This is a genomic window from Bacillus sp. Hm123 (assembly GCF_051842975.2).
GTDB lineage: Bacteria > Bacillota > Bacilli > Bacillales > Domibacillaceae > Bacillus_CE.
The window spans coordinates 3,508,720-3,526,366 of record NZ_CM200277.1 but is presented as its reverse complement, the minus strand read 5'-3'; the positions used below and the strand labels follow the sequence as shown (position 1 = coordinate 3,526,366).

The following is a 17,647-nucleotide window of genomic DNA, read 5'->3' as shown; positions in this document are numbered from 1 at the left end:
TACCACTTTTTTTATTTTTATCATGGTTGCTTTCTAAACTCATTTGGCGTGAATCCAGTGGCGTGCTTAAACATTTCAGAAAAACTGCCGTGGTTTTTATAGCCTACTGCATGAGCAATTCTTTGTATCTTCCAGTTTGAATTCAACAAAAGCTCTTTCGCTTTTTCTATACGAAGCGATTGTGTGTATTCCGTGATAGTTAGACCATGGAGTTTTTTGAAGGAGGAGGTCAATTTAGTTCGGCTCATGCAAGCGATATTCGCTAACGTATTTAACGATAGTCGTTTCGCATAATTTTTCTCTAAGTAATCGGATACCTGCTCAAGAGATGGTATTTCCCAGTCCGGCACCTGCTTTGTCTCTGAAAATGATAACCGATCTTCTCCCCATTGCATGACGAGTGAAATGATTTCCTGTACTTTACTGTCATAATACATTTTTGCTATTTTCTTAGATGGTTGAAAAGTGCGAATTTGTTTCAACACCATCATCACTTCTGGAATGGTATCATCGCCATTCAACTTAGAAAAGATGGTTGCCAATTCATCGAAATCCTCAGAGAACTGCTTCGCTAAGTGTTCTTTGTAAAACTCCGGCATGAAAGAAACCCCTACGCATCGAACCGGCACATTTTTCCGTATCATCTGTTCATAAGTGCCCCCTTCACTGACATACCCCAACAAATTTTCTGGATGTGAGACGGTACTGCCGAACATCATCCGTGCAATTGACGATTCGTAAATGCCTACGTTTACAAACGATGGATGTTCGCATTGAAACGCTACATCATGTGTAAAAAATAATTCATGAATCGTGATCGCATATAAGTTACCTACAGGATAAATCCAATAATATCCTTTTCCGATATGAGGATCGAGCATATAAGTCAAACCACAATTTTTTATATTATTTTCATCTTTCAATGGGTATAATCCAAACTTCGATAAATGCGGTTCGTATAACGTTTGTAAAATAGTTGCCAATGATTTTTCCTCCTTTCTTTATCCCGATGTTATCTAACTTCACTCGGTAATTGACCAGTGTATTTATAAAATAATTCAGTGAAACGCGTTGGATTATTGTATCCACATTTTTTCGCAATGATTTTGATAGTTAATGAGTGGACCTTTAGCAATTGTTCCCCGTAGTTTATTCTTTTTCTTTGAATGTACTCCGTGATTGTACATTGATGAACTTGTTTAAATGTCTTTTTCAGTTTCGTACTTCCCATGTATGAAATGTGTTCCAAATCTTTCAATCTAATTTGTTCTGTAAAGTGATCGTCTATATATTGAGTAACGAGAATGATATTGGATAAATCTTCTTTTGTTAAACCTTTATATTCTGGATTTTGGGAATGTACTTTATTAAAAATAATAGATAAAGCTTCGTATACTCTCGCTTCATAAAATATTTTTGCACCGATGCCCATCCCTCGAAAATCTTTAATCTCCATCAATAAAGGCGATAATTCTGGGTAGCAGTAACTAGTCATTTTATTGAAAAGAGCGATGGCATCCGGATAACTATAATCATATTTTTCTACGAGGAAATCGGGAGTAACTTGAATACCGATTCCTAGTACACGATTATTTTTATAATAACGGGTATGGTAAGGTGTATCGTTACTTAAATAGGTGTAATTGTTGTTAGATGATAGTGTTCGATTATGAGAAATCTCGTCAATTTGAATGAAATCATAATAATTTATAGAGAAAAATTTCGAATGCACATGATGAAAGTGAAAGTCTTTATGAATACGAAGATCACAAATACTGATAGAGAAAAGATTTCGATAACTATACACCCAATAATATCCTTCTCCAAATTCTTTTCGTAATTTATATAAATGACCTTCATTGTTATATAATCCACTATTTTTACATTCATAAAAATATAGCTTCGATAAACAAGGCTTATGAACTTCAGTTAATACACATTTCAATTTCATCCCACCTAAATATTGATTAGACGAACTGCTATCGTGATTAGACTTAATCACTACCAGATCATTGATAGAGCTAGATCAATCCATTAAGTTAAATAGACGATAAAGATTCTCATTTTCATTCTACCAAATTATTTCCTAAATATATAGAAACAGGGGGGGATGTTTGTTTTATTCGTTAAGGTATTACTTCAAAGAAAAATTGCTCAAAATCAATAAAGAGAGGACTTTATACTTATGTCTGAAGCATTGAAGACGATACTCAGTTTTGCTGGTCAACGTAAATGGCTTCTTGCCCTTGCATGCTTCTTTTCTTTAGTTAGTGGTTGGCAGCTTAAACAATAATAAAGGGATACTTCAATCAGTAGGAGGCATCTCTCACTGATTGATTTCAGTTAAAACACAAACTTCTTCGGCTCTATGCCATATATATTCAAACTTGATTGTTTGTTATCTTTACATTTTATACAATTGAAAATAATTCTCATTAAAAAATTTAAAAAATCATATGAAGGAAGCAGGGGTTGTATGACAAAAGCGGCGATACAAGAAAAGCAATTGATTTTACAAGGTAACATGTGGAGTGTTATGTGGAAGCTATCTTGGCCAGCTATTATTGCGATGGTGTTATATGGGTTGAATGCCGTATTAGATGCTGTGTTTGTTGGCTATTATGTCGGTGAAGCGGCATTGGCTGGTGTATCGGTTGCCTACCCACTTTCGCAAATAAGTGTTGCTTTCGGCTCGCTCATCGGTGTCGGTGCTGGAGCTATGTTGAGTATTTCTATTGGAGCAAAAGATCGGCAAACCCAAGAGCGATTATTGGGAAATGTGAACTGGCTTACGATTGTGACGACCGTGATTTATATGATACTCGGTTTGTTATTCTCGACGCAACTCATCGAAGCGATGGGGGGAAAGGGAGAGGCGTTATCGCTAGGAGATGATTATTTCCGTATTACGGTGATAGGCGCTTTCTTTTGGGTGTATGGCTTAGCAGCTAATATGATGATTCGAGCAGAAGGAAGAATGAAAACCGCTGCCTGGATGATGGGATTAGGCTTAGTCGTTAATGTGATTGTAAACTACGTGTTTATGGGTGTGTTACATTTCGGTGTGGAAGGAGCAGCTTGGGGAACGAACATCGCAATGTTTGTGTATACGTTGCTCGGCTGGATTTACTTTGGGAAAGGGTATGCCTCATTTCCAACGAAATTGCTCCGCATTCATCGAGATTCAGAAGCGGTTCGATCGATTATTCGATTAGGGATGGCTTCATTAATTATGGTGGTAATGAATTTAGTGCAAGCAGTCATTGTCTTTAATGTGTTATCGAAGTACGGCACAGTAGCAGATATCGCTTTCTATGGAGTAGTGTATCGTGTCTTTACATTTTTGCTTACTCCGATATTCGGGCTTATGCGTGCGTTGCAGCCGGTGATTGGGATTAATTATGGTGCGAATCAATATGAAAGAGTGATTCATGCGTATAAAGTATTTACCGTAACGTCAATGGCGTTAACATTACCCGTTTGGATATGGGCGATGATTGACCCGATTACAGTTTTAAGCTTCATGTTAACGGATACTGTATTTACGAGTGCAGATTTATTATATTTTCGTGTATATCTTGCCATTTTGCCGCTGTGTTCTCTTATTTTTATGGGGATGACGTTATTCCCATCGATTGATAAAGGAAAGCCAGCTGCGATGATCGGTATCGCCAGACAAGTTGTGTTTTATATACCGACGATGATCATTGTACCAAAATTCTTCGGTGTAGCTGGGGTTTATTATGGCTCATTAGCGATTGACGTAGTGATTACCTTGTGGCTCGTTTGGATGGTGAAAAAAGAATTCAATTTGCTTAGAGCGCAAAACATCTGAATGTGAAATAGAACAAGAAATATTAAGTTAAAAATCAGTTAACTTGTTATCGTGAGCGGGACTGTCCAATAAGTACCTAAAATAAAAAGGTGGAGAAAAATGAGTCGTTTTCTCCACCTTTTTTTGTCTATTTGTAGGCTAGACTTATTTTAAAAAGTCTTCATTCAAGTAGTTAGGGTTTGGATATTTATAAAACCCTTCGCCTGCTTGTTTTCCTAATTTGCCTGTCTCAATGAAATTCGTCTTAATGTATTCAGCAATTTTTGCGCAATTTTCATCGCCTTGTTCACCAAGACCGTTAGTGATAGAGTAAGCTGTTTGTAGACCAACTAAGTCAATCCAAGCAAATGGTCCAAAAGGAGCACCAGAAGCAATCATCCACGTTTTATCCACGTCTTCAGGGGATGCTACTTCATTTACAACAAGATTTAAAGCTGAAACAAAATAAGGAACAAGCATACTGTTTAAGACATAACCAGGTTGTTCTTTATGAATAGGAATAGGTACCATTCCAATCGCTTTTGCGAATGCTAACACTTCTTCGAAATATTTTTTATCTGTTCCAGGATGACCCATTACTTCACCCATATTGTGCTTCCAAACTTCCGTTGCAAAATGCAAAGTTAAGAATTTTTCTGGACGACCTGAAATTGGTGCAAATTGACTTGGCATAAATGTTGATGTGTTCGAACAGAATATCGTTTTTTCAGGAGCAACTTGTCCTAATCTCGTATAGAAATCTTCTTTAATTGCGACTACTTCTGGGACAGCTTCAATTACGATATCGGCATTTTCCACGGCTTTTGCTAAATCTGTATACGTACTTAAGCGGGTATATGCTGCTTCCACTTCCTCTTGGGTTGCACCTACATCCTGTTTATATATTTCCATATAATTTTTAAATCGAGAATCCGTCATTTTCAGTGCTTCTTCATTAATATCATAAACAGAAACTTCGAAGCCTTTAAAAGCAGATTGGAATGCAATTTGGCTCCCTAATACTCCTCCACCAGCTACCGTAACATGTTTGAAATTCATAAAATTATGCCCCTCTCTTCTGAACAGGAATGTTCATACTTAGTTTTTAAGGTTGGAAACATTTTTGACGTTTGTAATTGAGTTATTTTTGAATATCGATTAAAATCTTCGCTTGACTCTTATCTTTACCAAGAAGCTCTAATCCTTCTTCAACAACTTCGTCTAAAGCAATTTTCTTTGTAATAACTTTTTTGACATCTAGCTTGCCTGAATCGATTAAGTTGATGACTTCAGGGAAAATGTTGCGGTAAGCTAATACAGAAGTCATATTTGCTTCTTTAATCGTCAATTGAAGAATATCTACTTTCACAGGTTCAGGGATGATAGAGACAATCACCACTTCGCCTTTCTTCTTAACAGTAGAAAGAGCGTTCGCTAATGTTACTTCAGCGCCGGCTACTTCATACGCTATATCAACACCGCCTGCGGATAGAGAAAGAATTTTCTCGACAGAGTTTTCCTCGATCGCATTGATCGTATGTGTTGCTCCTATTTCTTTTGCTTTTTCTAATCTCTCTGGAGAAACGTCGACTGCATAGATTTCTGATGCACCAGCAGCTTGAGCCGCCATGATCGTTAATAATCCGATAGGTCCTACTCCAAATACAGCGACTTTATCGCCTACTTTTAGTTGGCTGTGTCGTACAGCATGTACAGTAACTGCTGCTGGCTCGACTAATGCTCCTTCTTCAAGTGACATGGAATCAGGAAGTTTATGCACCATTTTTTGTTCAACGACAGCATATTCAGCAAATCCACCGTTGGCATTTAACCCGATAAAACCAAAATCTACACATTGGTTATAATGATTTTGTTTACAATATTGACATTTACCGCAATAAATAAGTGGTTCAATAGTTACGCGATCACCGATAGAGATACCTTCTACCCCTTCACCGATTTCACTAACTGTTCCAGCGAATTCATGACCTAATGTAAGCGGAGCCATCTCTCCGGAAACAGGATGAGGAACGTCTTGTTGAACACCTGCACCATGATAAGCGTGCAAATCACTACCACAGATACCAGCAAAGGCAACCTTTACTTTTACCTTCCCTGGTTGAATAACAGGTTCTTCTTTAGTTTCCACTCGCACATCGTGTTTTCCATACCATACAGCTGCTTTCATATATTACATCTCCTTAGTACATTTAATGTAAGGCTTATATGTTCATTATATTGTCACATTATGTTTTAATAAATTTAAAAGTATTAATGGATACATAAGTTTCACTTAAGGAAAGGTGAGGTTCATGAATATTGAACAGCTTGAGCATATCGTTGAGGTTGCGAAATATCAGTCTATATCTAGGGCAGCTGAAATACTCCATATTACCCAATCAGGGCTTAGCTTATCGATTACAGCTTTAGAAAAAGAATTAGATTTAAAAATATTTTACCGCTCTAGGGCAGGAGCTATTCCTACAGATTCAGGAAAAGAGATTATTAAGAAGTCCGTGGAGGCGTTGAATAAGATTCGAGAATTAAAGGAAGAAGCTTATTTTCAAGCGCATGCCATAACGGGAGACTTACGCTTTGAAGGCATGCCTGGTGTGATGCCTACTTTAGTGCGGACAGTGGCATTTTTGAAAAAGAAATACCCTAGTCTTAACATCGAAATATCAGAAAAAGGTTCGTTTGAGATTATCGAGAATTTCAAACAGAATAAGGTCGATATGGGGTTTGTTGCTCTGACTCAAGAAATGCTCCAAGAAAAAATTGGAGTAGATTTTGAAGCGGTTATTAAAGGGAAAATGGTTGTTTGTGTAGGGAAGAAATCCCCCCTCTCTAACAGAAAAAAGATTCATCCTCAAGAGCTAATAAAAGAAACATTTATCTTATATAAAGATGATTATGTCGATCAATTCATGGAAGCGTTAACGAAAAGTTTTGGAGATGCTCAAGTATTATGCACTACAAATAATAGCTATGCGATTGAAAAAGCATTAATAGAAGATGTGGCGGTCACGATTGGACATGATTATTCATTTGCTAATCACCCTCTAATTATGAGTGGAGAATTGGTTACGTTAGAAGTTATGCCCTATCCTCAACAGGAGGTTTATTTTGGATGGTTAAACAAACGAAATGACCAGCTTTCTGTCCTATCGAAGCAAATCATTCAATTTTTTAAGCAGGATTTAACGAGATCGGATACGTTTTGATACCTTTACGGGCAAAGAAAATATATAATACGGATATAGGTATGTGAAATGTTTATGAAGGAGGTGGATTATCTTTATGAAAAAGCAATCTTATGAGAATCATACGCGTTATAATCCGTTGCAACATTTTATTTGGATGCCACTGGCTGCTATTACACTAATTTCAGCTATTGTGTACACTTTTTCAGTCGTTAAAAACGGGGAGTTTTCTTTAAATACGTTTCTTCTATTAGCATTAGCGATATTGAGTGCTCTTGCTGGAATATTAGCACGGATGTATGGCCTTGCTTTGCAAGATCGGCTCATTCGTACAGAAGAGCAGTTTCGTTATTATATTTTAACAAATAAGCGATTAGATCCATGCTTAACGATTCCGCAATTGATCGCTCTTCGTTTTGCTTCAGATGAAGAGTATCCAGCATTGGCAGAAAAGGCCGCTCAAGAGCAGTTGGCTCCTAAGGAGATCAAAAAGGCGATTAACAATTGGCGCGCAGATGAGTATCGCGTGTAATGAATAGTTCATACGAAAAACCTCCAGCCCACATGAGGCTGGAGGTTTTTTGCTAATGATGAACAAAAACAACTGTTTATCATACTATATGGTCATCAGACCTTTAAAGGTAAAATTATAAAAAGAGTGATAAAATAAAGGTCCAAATACATACAAAGAATAGGAAGGCAAAGCTGTATCGGATCGCCATTTTCGTTAGTGTGGACTCTTGTCCAGTAGCACCAACTGCTGCGGTCGCGATAGCAATAGATTGTGGAGAGACGATTTTCGCCATAACTCCTCCAGCTGTGTTAGCAGCAACTAATAGTGCTGGATTTGTTCCAATGATGTTACCTGCCGTTGCTTGAATTGGAGCAAATAGTGTGTTGTTGTTGACAACAGATCCTGTCATAAATACGCCAATCCATCCTAAGATCGGAGAAAGTAACGGGAAGATCTTTCCAGTCGTTGCCACTGCTTCTCCTAACGCGTTTGTTAATCCACCGTAAGTCATCAGTTTGGCAATACCGATAATGGCACAGATCATGATGATTGGTGTCCAAAACTCAACAACTGTTTGTTTCAGAAGTGAGAATCCTTCTGCAAAATTGATCGTTTTTGTGATAGCGATTGTTGTTACACAAGCAAGTAATAGAGCCGTTCCAGTTGCCCCAATAAAATCTAAGCTTATATTGATTGAAGATCCTGGAATTACAAACTTAATGATAGAATTGTGAAGGACGTTACCTTCAGCAAATAGGGTTTTAAAAGTCGCAGAGCTCCAAATTAACACATAAACCGTTAACAATAAGAATGGAGACCATGCTTTAACAACCTCGCCAATAGAGTATGTCTCAACTTTATTTTCTTTCCCATTAAGTGTGAAAATATTTTTCGGTTTCCACTTTTTAAGGAAGATAGTTAAAACTCCCATCGTGATTAAAGCTGGTATAATGTCAGCTAACTCTGGACCAACGAATACAGTCATGAATGCTTGAGTAGCTGAATAAACGATGCCTGTAACTAAAAGAGCTGGGAATATTTCTTTAATACCTTTGAACCCATCAAGAACCCAAATTAATACAAATGGAATGATGAAGTTTGTAATTGGCAAAATGAACGCACTGATCTTAGATACATCCATTGCTGTGACACCTTCTAGACCGAATGTATCAATAATACCTACAGGAATACCGATCGCTCCAAACGCACCAGCAGCCGCATTAGCAATTAAGCAAAGCATCGCTGCTTGTAACGGTTGAAAGCCTAATGAAATTAATAATACGGCACAAATGGCAATCGGAACACCGAAGCCAGCAGCCCCTTCAAGAAAGGCACTTAAGCAAAAGCCGATTAATAAAAGCTGAAGGCGTTGATCTTGTGTAATACTAGCAATACTTCCACGCAAAGTGTCAAATAGCCCAGATTTCACTGAGATTTTGTATAACCAAACAGCCATGACAATGATATATCCAATCGGGAAAATACCTTGAATCAATCCTTGAATCACACTACCGACCGATTCACCTGCTGGTAATTTAAATATGAAAAATGTAATTGCGAAGGTAACGGCTAAATTAAGTAGTGCTGCATTCAGTCCTTTCATTTTAAACACGGTTAAACATAAAAGGAACAAGATGATTGGCACCGCAGCAACCAGTGCTGAGATACCAAGATGATTAAATGGATCAAAAGTTTCTACTAACATAGTTAAGACTCCTCTTCGTCAATCAAATTATGTCCAAATCTGTGCTTGAATCTCTTTCAATGTTTTCACGGAGCCATCGAATTGAGCCTTTTCCTGTTCATTTAACGAGAGTTCTAAGACGGTTTTTGCACCGGTTCTATTTAAAACAGTAGGTACTCCGATGTATACATCATGATGTCCATATTCACCCTCTAAAAGTGAACCAACTGGTAAGGTGATCTGATGATCTTGCAAGATGGCTTTCGTTATTTTCGCTAATCCCATCGCAATTCCATAGTAAGTGGCACCTTTTGCTTCAATAATTTTATAGGCTGCGTCACGTACTTGAATGGAGATTTCTGCTTTTCTTTCATCCGTTAACTTTGGTGCGACTGGGATACTGGAAATATTGGCTGAGCTCCAAACGGGTAGTTGTGAATCGCCATGCTCACCGATAATATAGGCGTGCACACTTGTAGGTGCAGTATTGAACTCTTGACCTAATAAAGAGCGGAAGCGGGCTGAATCCAATACGGTTCCTGAACCAATAACTCTCTCTTTCGGCAGACCAGAGTATTTCCATGTGGCGTAAGCTAAAATGTCTACGGGGTTAGTAGCAACTAAAAAGATGCCATTAAATCCAGAATCCATCACTTGGCCGACAATTGATTCAAAAATCTTTACATTCTTCTGGACGAGATCTAATCTAGTTTCCCCTGGTTTTTGCGCTGCTCCTGCACAAATGACGACGATTGCAGCATCCTTACAATCTTCATACGAACCAAAAGTGATACTCATTGGACTAGGCGCGTACACAACTCCGTGATCCAAATCCATGACATCGCCTTTCGTCTTTCCTTCGTTTAAATCAATAAGAACGAGCTCACTACTAATTCCTTGATTCATTAAAGCAAATGCATAACTTGAGCCGACAGCACCTGTTCCAATTAACACCACTTTATTTCCTAATGTCATTTCCAAAGAAAATTCCCTCCAATTAAATCAGATTGGTGAAACATTTCAGAAACCGACATAAAAAATACCACATTTTCGGATTTTTTTCTAGTCCATTTTGTGAAAAAAATTTTACAAGTTTAGTTTGTCATATTTATAAGGAAGAAATTCGTCCAATAATTATCATTTTTATTATGTAGAGAATATGATTCAGCAATTAAAGGTCAGCCACAACTAAAATAGACTCATCATCACTTTTGGTGATGATGAGTCTATTTTACTATAATAAAGTGTGATTACAATGCTTCTTTAATTACTTTTTTGTAGTAAAGCACGGATAATAGGCCGAAGATGGAGTATAGGCCAGTGTAGATGACCATGACAATGATCATCGGCGTCCAAACTTCGGTACCGAATAGGAACCAACCGGATTGGACGGCAAAGTAGCTGTGTAGTAAGCCGACGACTAATGGGATACCAAAATTAAAGAGCTGTTTAATTTGGATTCCTTTTAATAGATCGCCTTGTGTGTAGCCGAGTTTTCTTAAGATCGTGTAATTGCTTCTCTCTTCTTCGCTCTCATCCATTTGCTTAAAGTACAGAATACAGCCAGAGGTGATGAGGAACGTAAGGCCTAAGAAGCCGACGATAAACATGGCAAGTCCCATAGTTGATTTCTGTTGCGAGGCCATTTCTAGTTGAGAATGATTGCTTCCTTGTTCACTAGAAGAGAATGTCTCGAACAGATCGTTTGCTTTCTTAATGTTTTCTTTATCTTTAATATCAATGCCGATGTAAATGGATGATTCCATTTGGATGGTTGGATCAAGATCCTTCTTTAAGCGTTCAAAAATTGTGTCGTCAACGATAAGGGTAGGTAAACCACCAGCAGTGAAATAAAAGGATGCCACAAAATCCTCATTTAACCCGATATAATTTTGAGTAATGACATTATTTTTTCCTTTTAATCCAATCTTTCCATCATCTTTTAAAGGCATGAACTTCTTAAATAAGTCGTTATAGCCAGTGAACATCGCTTCATCTGCCGATAGATCGATGTCTTTTATTGCTTTGTCACTGATGACTGGAAGCTGGGAGTTTTCAAGGTCCATATTTTCATTATCTGTTTTTGAAGCTAGTATTTGGGCGATATCTGCATGGGCTTGAACGATCTCCATTTTGTGTTCACTATATGAAATGTTTTGAGCCTTTAATTCTTTTGTGAACTGTGCTGCTTCTTGTTCATTTGTCATAGAAAGATCATGTGGTATATAGTTTTCCGCCATTTTTTCCGCAGAGTAATAGGAAATATAGCTAAGTGATAGTAAGCCAATTGCCAGCGCTGATACGGTTGTAATGATCGTTAACAACAGCGCGTTTGATTTCATGCGAAACATAATCGATGACAGCGATAGCACGTCATTAATATTTAAGTAACCATTTTTCTTCTTTCGAATGACGTTGGCAATGAAACGGACCGACCCTTTATAGAAAAGGTATGTACCGATAATGACTGTGGCAAGAATAAAGACCATGGCCATGAACAGTTCTTTCATTGAGACAAAGTCGCCGCCAAATAATTTCGATGAAGTATAGTAGCCAACAATGATTGAGATAATTCCTGTGATTCCAAGCAAGATTTCAAATATTGAAATCTTTTTCACTTTACTCTCTGTTGTTGATGTCACTTTAAATAACGATAAAATCGTTTGTCGTTTAATAAAGATGTAATTCGTTAGTAAAATGAAGAGATAGATGACCGCAAACACGATCAATGTTTGAATAAATGCCTGCATAGAAAAATTCAGGTTGGCTATTTCTTCAATGCCTAATATTTTAAATAAAATCATCATCACTAGCTTCGAAATAGAGAACCCTACCAATGTTCCGATCATTAATGAACTGAAATAAAGAATAAAACTCTCCACGCTTAGCAGGCGAAAAATTTCGTTTTTTGTCATTCCGATTAATTGAAATAAGCCAATTTCTTTACTGCGTCGCTTCATAAAAATTTTGTTCGCATATAACAGGAAAATCGCCACGATTGCTACGAGTAAAATGGATGCTGTTCCAATAGCAGCGGCTCCCTTAATAGATCCTTTTGCTGCATCCATGGACGGATCATATTGCAACGTCACAAAGGCGAAATAAAGGGCGACACTAAACACTAAAGCGAAAATATAAAGATAGTAGTTCTTTATATTTTTTTTCAAATTTCGGAGGATGAGTTGATTAACGCTCATGCTGCACCCCACCTAGCACACCTTGTGTTTTCATGATGTCTTGAAAGAATGCTTGTCGATCTTCATTTCCTTTATTTAACTGCGTGTAGATTTGTCCATCTTTAATAAAAATCACTCGGCTGCAATAGCTTGCGGCAACCGGATCATGTGTGACCATAATAATTGTAGCTTGTCGTTTTTGATTTAGTTCGCTTAGTTTATTTAATAAATCAGAAGCCGATTTTGAATCAAGGGCGCCAGTCGGTTCATCGGCGAAAATAATGCTAGGATGATGAATGAACGCTCTAGCTGCGGATGTTCGCTGCTTTTGACCGCCAGAAATTTCACTTGGGTATTTATCTTTTAGCTCTTGAATGCCTAACTCCATCGCTAGCGCCTGAAATCTTTGATCAGCTTCTTGCTTCGATACTTTCATGATTGATAACGGCAAGAGAATATTTTCTTTTACGGTTAATGTGTCTAGTAAATTGTAGTCTTGAAAGATAAAGCCTAAATGATGCTTACGGAATTCCGCCAGTTGCTTCTCTTTCATATTGGTCATTTCTTTTCCGTTAATTTTAATGTTGCCTAGGCTCACTTGATCGATGGAGGATAGGACATTCAGTAACGTTGTTTTCCCTGAGCCAGACGCCCCCATGATACTGACGAATTCGCCTTTTTCAATGTTTAAATCAATGCCTTTTAACACTTCTTGTTTATTAAACTTATTTCCATAGCTTTTATGAATTTTCGTTGCTTCTAAAATCGTCATTTGAACACGCTCCTTTTGAAAGATTGTTTGCTTATGTTCTTCTTTATTATAAAAGGATTGGGTACGTTTCTCCTTCGAATGACCGAACAAAAAAGGAAAGCATGTGACATTGTTGTCACATGCTAATAGTACGAACGAAGTCGTTTCGCTTCGGGAAGGTGAGTGTAACGGTTGTTCCTACTCCAAGTTCGGATTGAATGGTGATGTCGATCAATAACGGTTTGGCGATTTTTTTCGTTAAATACAGCCCCATGCCCGTTGCTGCGTTATTTTGATGCTCAGTTGTGGACGTAAAGCCTTTGTCGAAGAGGCGTGGGATGTCCTTGGGGTCAATGCCCCGTCCGAAATCTTGCACTTGAAGTACCGTTTGTTCATTCGTGATATAACTTTTAATGATAATATCGGATGCTTCACTATATTTGACCGCATTTGTAAGCAGTTGTCGGATAATAAAGGCGAGCCATTTCGTATCACTTAAGACGTTTTCTACCTCTAAATCAACGTCAAAGCCGATCTGCTTTTGCATACACCACGATCGCAATGTCTTAATTTCTTGAAAGATGATGTCTTCTAAACTCGTTTTTTCAATGTATAAATCATTTTCCATAAAAGGAATTCGTTTTTGATGAAGCTGCTGATCCAATAACAGGTGAATTCGCAGCCATTCATACGTCATAGCCGCTTTCAATTTATCATCCTCTAGGCGATCAATCATTAAGTGCATGGCTGTTAGCGGAGTCTTCACTTCATGAACCCAAGCTAATAATTCATCCTTTTCCTGCTCAAGCAGCACGCGATTTTCGGTCGCTTGCTGCTTCAATGCTGTTGTTTGCTTCGTCATGCTCGTAGCGATGATTTGTTCAAAAGGACTTTCTGGTACAGGAAGGTTTGTGATATCAAGGTCATGATCGCGTTCTTGCAAGCTTTGATAAAATTTCGTTTCTTTATGGTAGCGAATGACCAAAAAGGTCGAAAAAATGAGCATTGATAGCAAGACAATATAAAAACCTGCCTCAATAGGAATAGATGGATCGATAAAAACGACAAGAACGACCAATAATTGTAAACATAAAAATAGGATGATCCAGCTAAGCCGTTCGAGTATATATGTTTTAATCATGAAATCAATCCTCTTCCTTCGCCATATATCCTTGACCGACCTTTGTCACAATGTAGCTTCCGAGAGCAAGTTCATCGAGCTTTTTGCGCAAACGATTGACGTTAACGGTTAACGTATTATCGCTAACGAAGCGTTGGTCATCCCATAAACTATTAATCAACGCTTCACGGCTGATAATTTTATTTTTTTGTTCAATGAGCTGTTTTAAAATAAAGATTTCATTCTTCGTTAGCTCGATTGAACCTGCATCATTTGTGACGGTATTCTTTTCGTAATCAACGGTTGCTTTGCACCATGTTTTTAGTTCAATTGGTTCGGTATTGTAATTATATACACGACGAAGAATCGCTTGGATTTTGGCGATAAGCACATCGAAATGAAATGGTTTTTGAACAAAATCATCAGCCCCAAGCTGCATCGACATCACCATATCGGTCGGATGATCGCGAGAGGATAAGAAAATAATCGGTATATTAGAATGAGAGCGAATCATTCGGCACCAATGAAAGCCATCAAATTTCGGTAACTGGATATCGATAATGACTAAGTCCGGTTTGATGGCTGTGAATTCTTGAAGCACTTGAGCGAAGTCAGTAATTCCATATACATCATACGACCATTGCGATAAGCGATCTTTAATTTCGTGAAATAAGGAAGCATCATCTTCAATTAATAATAATTTAAACAACGGATTCACCACACAATTTGTAATTATTTCTTAAATTGTATAGGAAAATCTTGTCGAATGCCACGAACAATGAAAAAGCCAGCGTTTATTCACGGGCTTTTTGTCGTAAATATTTTTTATCATTCATAAATAAACGCCAAAAGTAGAAGAAGCCCGGAAATAGGATCGCAAATCCAACGATATAAGTGACAAATACGGCTCTAAATGAATTTGGATCAGTAAAGGCCGATTGAATCGTCACATTCGGATAAACGATGTAAGGCAAATGAGCTTTTCCATAGACGTAGCTAGCAATCAAGTATTGAATGGCGACGGCGACAACGGCGAGTCTTGGCATTCCGCGAACATTTTTATCTTGAATCGATGGGACGAAAAGCCCAATTCCTCCAATCAAAAAGAAGCCGATCGAAAGAAATAATAGGGGAAGGTCTTCCATCATTCGTTCGTAAAGCCAAGGGGCCTCTGTTTTCAACGTCCACATAATGAGAAAAGCCATCGCTAACGAAATCGGTCCAAGAATACGAGCATCACGCACATACGTTTCATACGCTTCTTTCTCATGAGAAGCTTTCGAGTAGTCCGCTAGCAATAAAGAAGAGAGAAAGAGCGTACTGCTGATTGCAAAGCCGATAAAGGCGTATTCATTCGGGCTCGTAAATAATTTTTGTAAATTTAACGAAGGTGATCCGTTCGTGTAATCGATAAATGTACCATGAGTGATGGGGAGCACACTAATTAATAAACCAGGAATGAGGATTCCAGTGATCCCTGACACATAAGTTAACGGTTTTTTGTATTCGGTGGCGATATTTGAAAACACGAGGAAGCTACTTCTAAGTGCCAACAACAGCAAAATGGCGCTTCCCGGAATAAGCAGGATCGTTCCTAACACATAAGCAGCGGTAGGAAACAGACTATAAACAGCCACGACTAAAGCGACAATAAACGTATTTGTGACTTCCCATGTAGGGGATAAATAACGATTGGCGACATTAGTGGCTCTCGTTTGTTCTCGATTAATATAAATCATCGACCAAAAGCCGGCTCCGAAATCCATCGTGGCCATGACGGAATAAATAAACACAAATCCCCAAAGCACGGTAATGGCAATTAACGCATCAGTCATTGGCATTCTCTCCTATCCATTTGAATGAGCTCCTATGTATTTTTCTTTTGCTTTTTTCAAATCATCTAATTCCGTATTTTTTCTAAAGAAGTATCGAAGCACCGAAACGACAGCGATGCTTAAAATCACGTATACGATCAAGAATAAAATAAAGAGAATCATTAAATTAGGAACGGATGTGACGGAATCGGCGGTTTGGAGTACACGATAAATGACCCAAGGCTGTCTACCCGTACAAGCGAAAATCCAGCCACATTCGATCGCAATAACAGCAAGTGGGCCACACGATACGAATATCCAGAGCAACGGTTTCGGGAAATGTCCTTTTTTACTGAATTTTTTCCAGAGAAGTCCGATGATGGCTACCAGAATGAGAAGGGAGCCAATCATGACCATCGCATTAAAGAGCGTATGGATAAAAAGCGGTGGCCAATACTCTTCTGGGAAATCGTTCAAGCCGACGACGACCGTATCAAAGCTATTCCCTGATAAAAAGCTAAGCACCCACGGAATTTCAATTGCTCCTTTGACCGTTTGGGTTTCGCGATCGGTGAATCCGCCAATAGCTAAAGGGGCGTGTGATTGCGTTTCGAATAAGCCTTCCGCCGCCGCTAGTTTTTCCGGCTGATATTCGTGTAAATATTGGGCGGATTCATGGCCGTTGATCGCTGTTAAAAAAGAGAAGATTCCTCCAACAACGAGACTAACCATTAAAGCTTTTTGGTGAAAAAGATACACTTTCGATCCCCGTTTATTTTTCATCATTTTATAAGCGGCAACAGAAGCGACCACAAATGCGCCAACGACGTAAGCCGATAAAGCTACATGACCTGCGGTGACAAAGAAGCTAGGGTTAAAAAATGCCGCCCAAGGATCAATGTCAACGAATTGTCCATTTTCATAGCGGAAACCGGCGGGGGTTCCTTGAAAGGCATGAACATTCGTGATTAAGACAGCGGATGCCAACGCTCCTAAGGCAACGAAAACTAAACTAACGATTCTCATCCACGGAGCAATTCGTTCAGCGGCATACACATAAATAGACATAAATAATGCTTCAACAAAAAAAGCATAAATTTCGATTTGGAACGGAAGGGGCATGACGCGACCAATCACTTCCATGAAGCCAGGCCATAACAGTGATAATTGCACGCCGGCAATCGTCCCAGTCGGAATCCCGACCCCTAATAACACCGCAAATGTTTTCGTCCAGCGCTTCGCCATGACGACATAATCTAAATCCTTCGTTTTTTGATACAACAATTCCGCTATTAAAATCATTAATGGCAACCCGACCCCAATCGTAGCAAAAATAATATGGAAGGCCATCGTCGTTCCAAATAAGGAACGGGCAATAAATAAATCATCCATAACCTATTACGTCCTTTCCTCTTTTTCCTCATCCGTCATATCTTTTCCAATGTCGGAAAGGATATGTATCAAGGGTGTGAAAGGTTATTGACGATAGCACATAATCAAGGTGCTCAAAATTCATTATGAAAGCAATCATTGTTATACTAAAATTAGTGATTTTTGTAACAATTCATGTA

General features: G+C 38.4%; 15 protein-coding genes. 3 read left to right on the top strand and 12 right to left on the bottom strand.

The genetic code is table 11. From position 1 onward, the window contains the following. Positions 1-20 precede the first annotated feature (20 nt). Both ACSVDJ_RS18355 and ACSVDJ_RS18350 read right to left on the bottom strand, forming a co-directional pair. Positions 21-983: a helix-turn-helix domain-containing protein gene (locus ACSVDJ_RS18355; protein ID WP_439167840.1), complete on the bottom strand. Its 963-nt coding sequence runs from the start codon at positions 981-983 to the stop codon at positions 21-23. A gap of 29 nt (positions 984-1,012) precedes the next feature. Then, positions 1,013-1,945: a helix-turn-helix domain-containing protein gene (locus ACSVDJ_RS18350; RefSeq protein ID WP_439167839.1), complete on the bottom strand. Its 933-nt coding sequence runs from the start codon at positions 1,943-1,945 to the stop codon at positions 1,013-1,015. Positions 1,946-2,476: 531 nt separating this feature from the next. Here ACSVDJ_RS18350 and ACSVDJ_RS18345 point away from each other — a divergent pair. After that, complete coding sequence (locus tag ACSVDJ_RS18345) at positions 2,477-3,835, top strand: MATE family efflux transporter (protein WP_439167838.1); 1,359 nt, start codon at positions 2,477-2,479, stop codon at positions 3,833-3,835. A 144-nt stretch (positions 3,836-3,979) separates the two neighbouring features. Here the strand turns inward: ACSVDJ_RS18345 and ACSVDJ_RS18340 are convergent, their stop codons facing one another. Further along, on the bottom strand, positions 3,980-4,873 hold the full coding sequence (locus ACSVDJ_RS18340) for a 3-hydroxyacyl-CoA dehydrogenase (protein WP_439167837.1): 894 nt from the start codon (positions 4,871-4,873) through the stop codon (positions 3,980-3,982). 82 nt (positions 4,874-4,955) lie between these two features. Next, a complete protein-coding gene (locus tag ACSVDJ_RS18335) occupies positions 4,956-6,002 on the bottom strand; it encodes a 2,3-butanediol dehydrogenase (protein WP_439167835.1) in 1,047 nt (348 codons plus the stop codon). A gap of 124 nt (positions 6,003-6,126) precedes the next feature. On the opposite strand from ACSVDJ_RS18335, the gene ACSVDJ_RS18330 reads away from it, so the two are divergent. Both ACSVDJ_RS18330 and ACSVDJ_RS18325 read left to right on the top strand, forming a co-directional pair. After that, positions 6,127-7,038 (top strand): LysR family transcriptional regulator, encoded by a 912-nt coding sequence (locus ACSVDJ_RS18330; protein WP_439167833.1) that lies wholly within the window; start codon positions 6,127-6,129, stop codon positions 7,036-7,038. Between the two features lie 76 nt (positions 7,039-7,114). Next, positions 7,115-7,549 carry a DUF6526 family protein gene (locus tag ACSVDJ_RS18325; RefSeq protein WP_439167831.1) on the top strand — a complete coding sequence of 145 codons (435 nt, stop codon included), beginning with the start codon at positions 7,115-7,117 and terminating at the stop codon, positions 7,547-7,549. A gap of 115 nt (positions 7,550-7,664) precedes the next feature. On the opposite strand, the gene ACSVDJ_RS18320 is transcribed toward ACSVDJ_RS18325, so the two are convergent. From ACSVDJ_RS18320 to ACSVDJ_RS18285, 8 genes are all read right to left on the bottom strand, one after another. Beyond that, on the bottom strand, positions 7,665-9,236 hold the full coding sequence (locus ACSVDJ_RS18320) for an L-lactate permease (RefSeq protein ID WP_439167829.1): 1,572 nt from the start codon (positions 9,234-9,236) through the stop codon (positions 7,665-7,667). Positions 9,237-9,263: 27 nt separating this feature from the next. Next, on the bottom strand, positions 9,264-10,196 hold the full coding sequence (locus ACSVDJ_RS18315) for an L-lactate dehydrogenase (RefSeq protein WP_439167828.1): 933 nt from the start codon (positions 10,194-10,196) through the stop codon (positions 9,264-9,266). A gap of 269 nt (positions 10,197-10,465) precedes the next feature. Beyond that, positions 10,466-12,412, bottom strand: coding sequence for an FtsX-like permease family protein (locus ACSVDJ_RS18310; RefSeq protein WP_439167826.1), 1,947 nt, complete (start codon positions 12,410-12,412; stop codon positions 10,466-10,468). Next, the gene (locus ACSVDJ_RS18305; RefSeq protein ID WP_439167824.1) at positions 12,402-13,163 is read right to left on the bottom strand and encodes an ABC transporter ATP-binding protein; all 762 of its coding nucleotides are present in this window, start codon (positions 13,161-13,163) and stop codon (positions 12,402-12,404) included. Before ACSVDJ_RS18305 ends, ACSVDJ_RS18310 begins: the two co-directional genes overlap by 11 nt. 115 nt (positions 13,164-13,278) lie before the next feature. Beyond that, on the bottom strand, positions 13,279-14,283 hold the full coding sequence (locus ACSVDJ_RS18300) for a sensor histidine kinase (protein WP_439167822.1): 1,005 nt from the start codon (positions 14,281-14,283) through the stop codon (positions 13,279-13,281). A gap of 4 nt (positions 14,284-14,287) precedes the next feature. Further along, on the bottom strand, positions 14,288-14,971 hold the full coding sequence (locus tag ACSVDJ_RS18295) for a response regulator transcription factor (RefSeq protein WP_439167959.1): 684 nt from the start codon (positions 14,969-14,971) through the stop codon (positions 14,288-14,290). An 85-nt stretch (positions 14,972-15,056) separates the two neighbouring features. Next, entirely contained in the window at positions 15,057-16,097 is a 1,041-nt protein-coding gene (locus ACSVDJ_RS18290) for a cytochrome d ubiquinol oxidase subunit II (protein WP_439167821.1), read from the bottom strand. A gap of 12 nt (positions 16,098-16,109) precedes the next feature. Continuing rightward, positions 16,110-17,468 (bottom strand): cytochrome ubiquinol oxidase subunit I, encoded by a 1,359-nt coding sequence (locus tag ACSVDJ_RS18285; protein WP_439167819.1) that lies wholly within the window; start codon positions 17,466-17,468, stop codon positions 16,110-16,112. Between the last annotated feature and the right edge of the window lie 179 nt (positions 17,469-17,647).

Bases quoted from the DNA above. Each gene is read 5' to 3' on its own strand.
- ACSVDJ_RS18310 (WP_439167826.1), bottom strand. From the start codon at position 12,412: ATGAGCGTTAATCAACTCATCCTCCGAAATTTGAAAAAAAATATAAAG.
- ACSVDJ_RS18305 (WP_439167824.1), bottom strand. From the start codon at position 13,163: ATGACGATTTTAGAAGCAACGAAAATTCATAAAAGCTATGGAAATAAG.
- ACSVDJ_RS18285 (WP_439167819.1), bottom strand. From the start codon at position 17,468: ATGGATGATTTATTTATTGCCCGTTCCTTATTTGGAACGACGATGGCC.
- ACSVDJ_RS18300 (WP_439167822.1), bottom strand. From the start codon at position 14,283: ATGATTAAAACATATATACTCGAACGGCTTAGCTGGATCATCCTATTT.
- ACSVDJ_RS18340 (WP_439167837.1), bottom strand. From the start codon at position 4,873: ATGAATTTCAAACATGTTACGGTAGCTGGTGGAGGAGTATTAGGGAGC.
- ACSVDJ_RS18330 (WP_439167833.1), top strand. From the start codon at position 6,127: ATGAATATTGAACAGCTTGAGCATATCGTTGAGGTTGCGAAATATCAG.
- ACSVDJ_RS18290 (WP_439167821.1), bottom strand. From the start codon at position 16,097: ATGACTGATGCGTTAATTGCCATTACCGTGCTTTGGGGATTTGTGTTT.
- ACSVDJ_RS18325 (WP_439167831.1), top strand. From the start codon at position 7,115: ATGAAAAAGCAATCTTATGAGAATCATACGCGTTATAATCCGTTGCAA.
- ACSVDJ_RS18335 (WP_439167835.1), bottom strand. From the start codon at position 6,002: ATGAAAGCAGCTGTATGGTATGGAAAACACGATGTGCGAGTGGAAACT.
- ACSVDJ_RS18345 (WP_439167838.1), top strand. From the start codon at position 2,477: ATGACAAAAGCGGCGATACAAGAAAAGCAATTGATTTTACAAGGTAAC.
- ACSVDJ_RS18320 (WP_439167829.1), bottom strand. From the start codon at position 9,236: ATGTTAGTAGAAACTTTTGATCCATTTAATCATCTTGGTATCTCAGCA.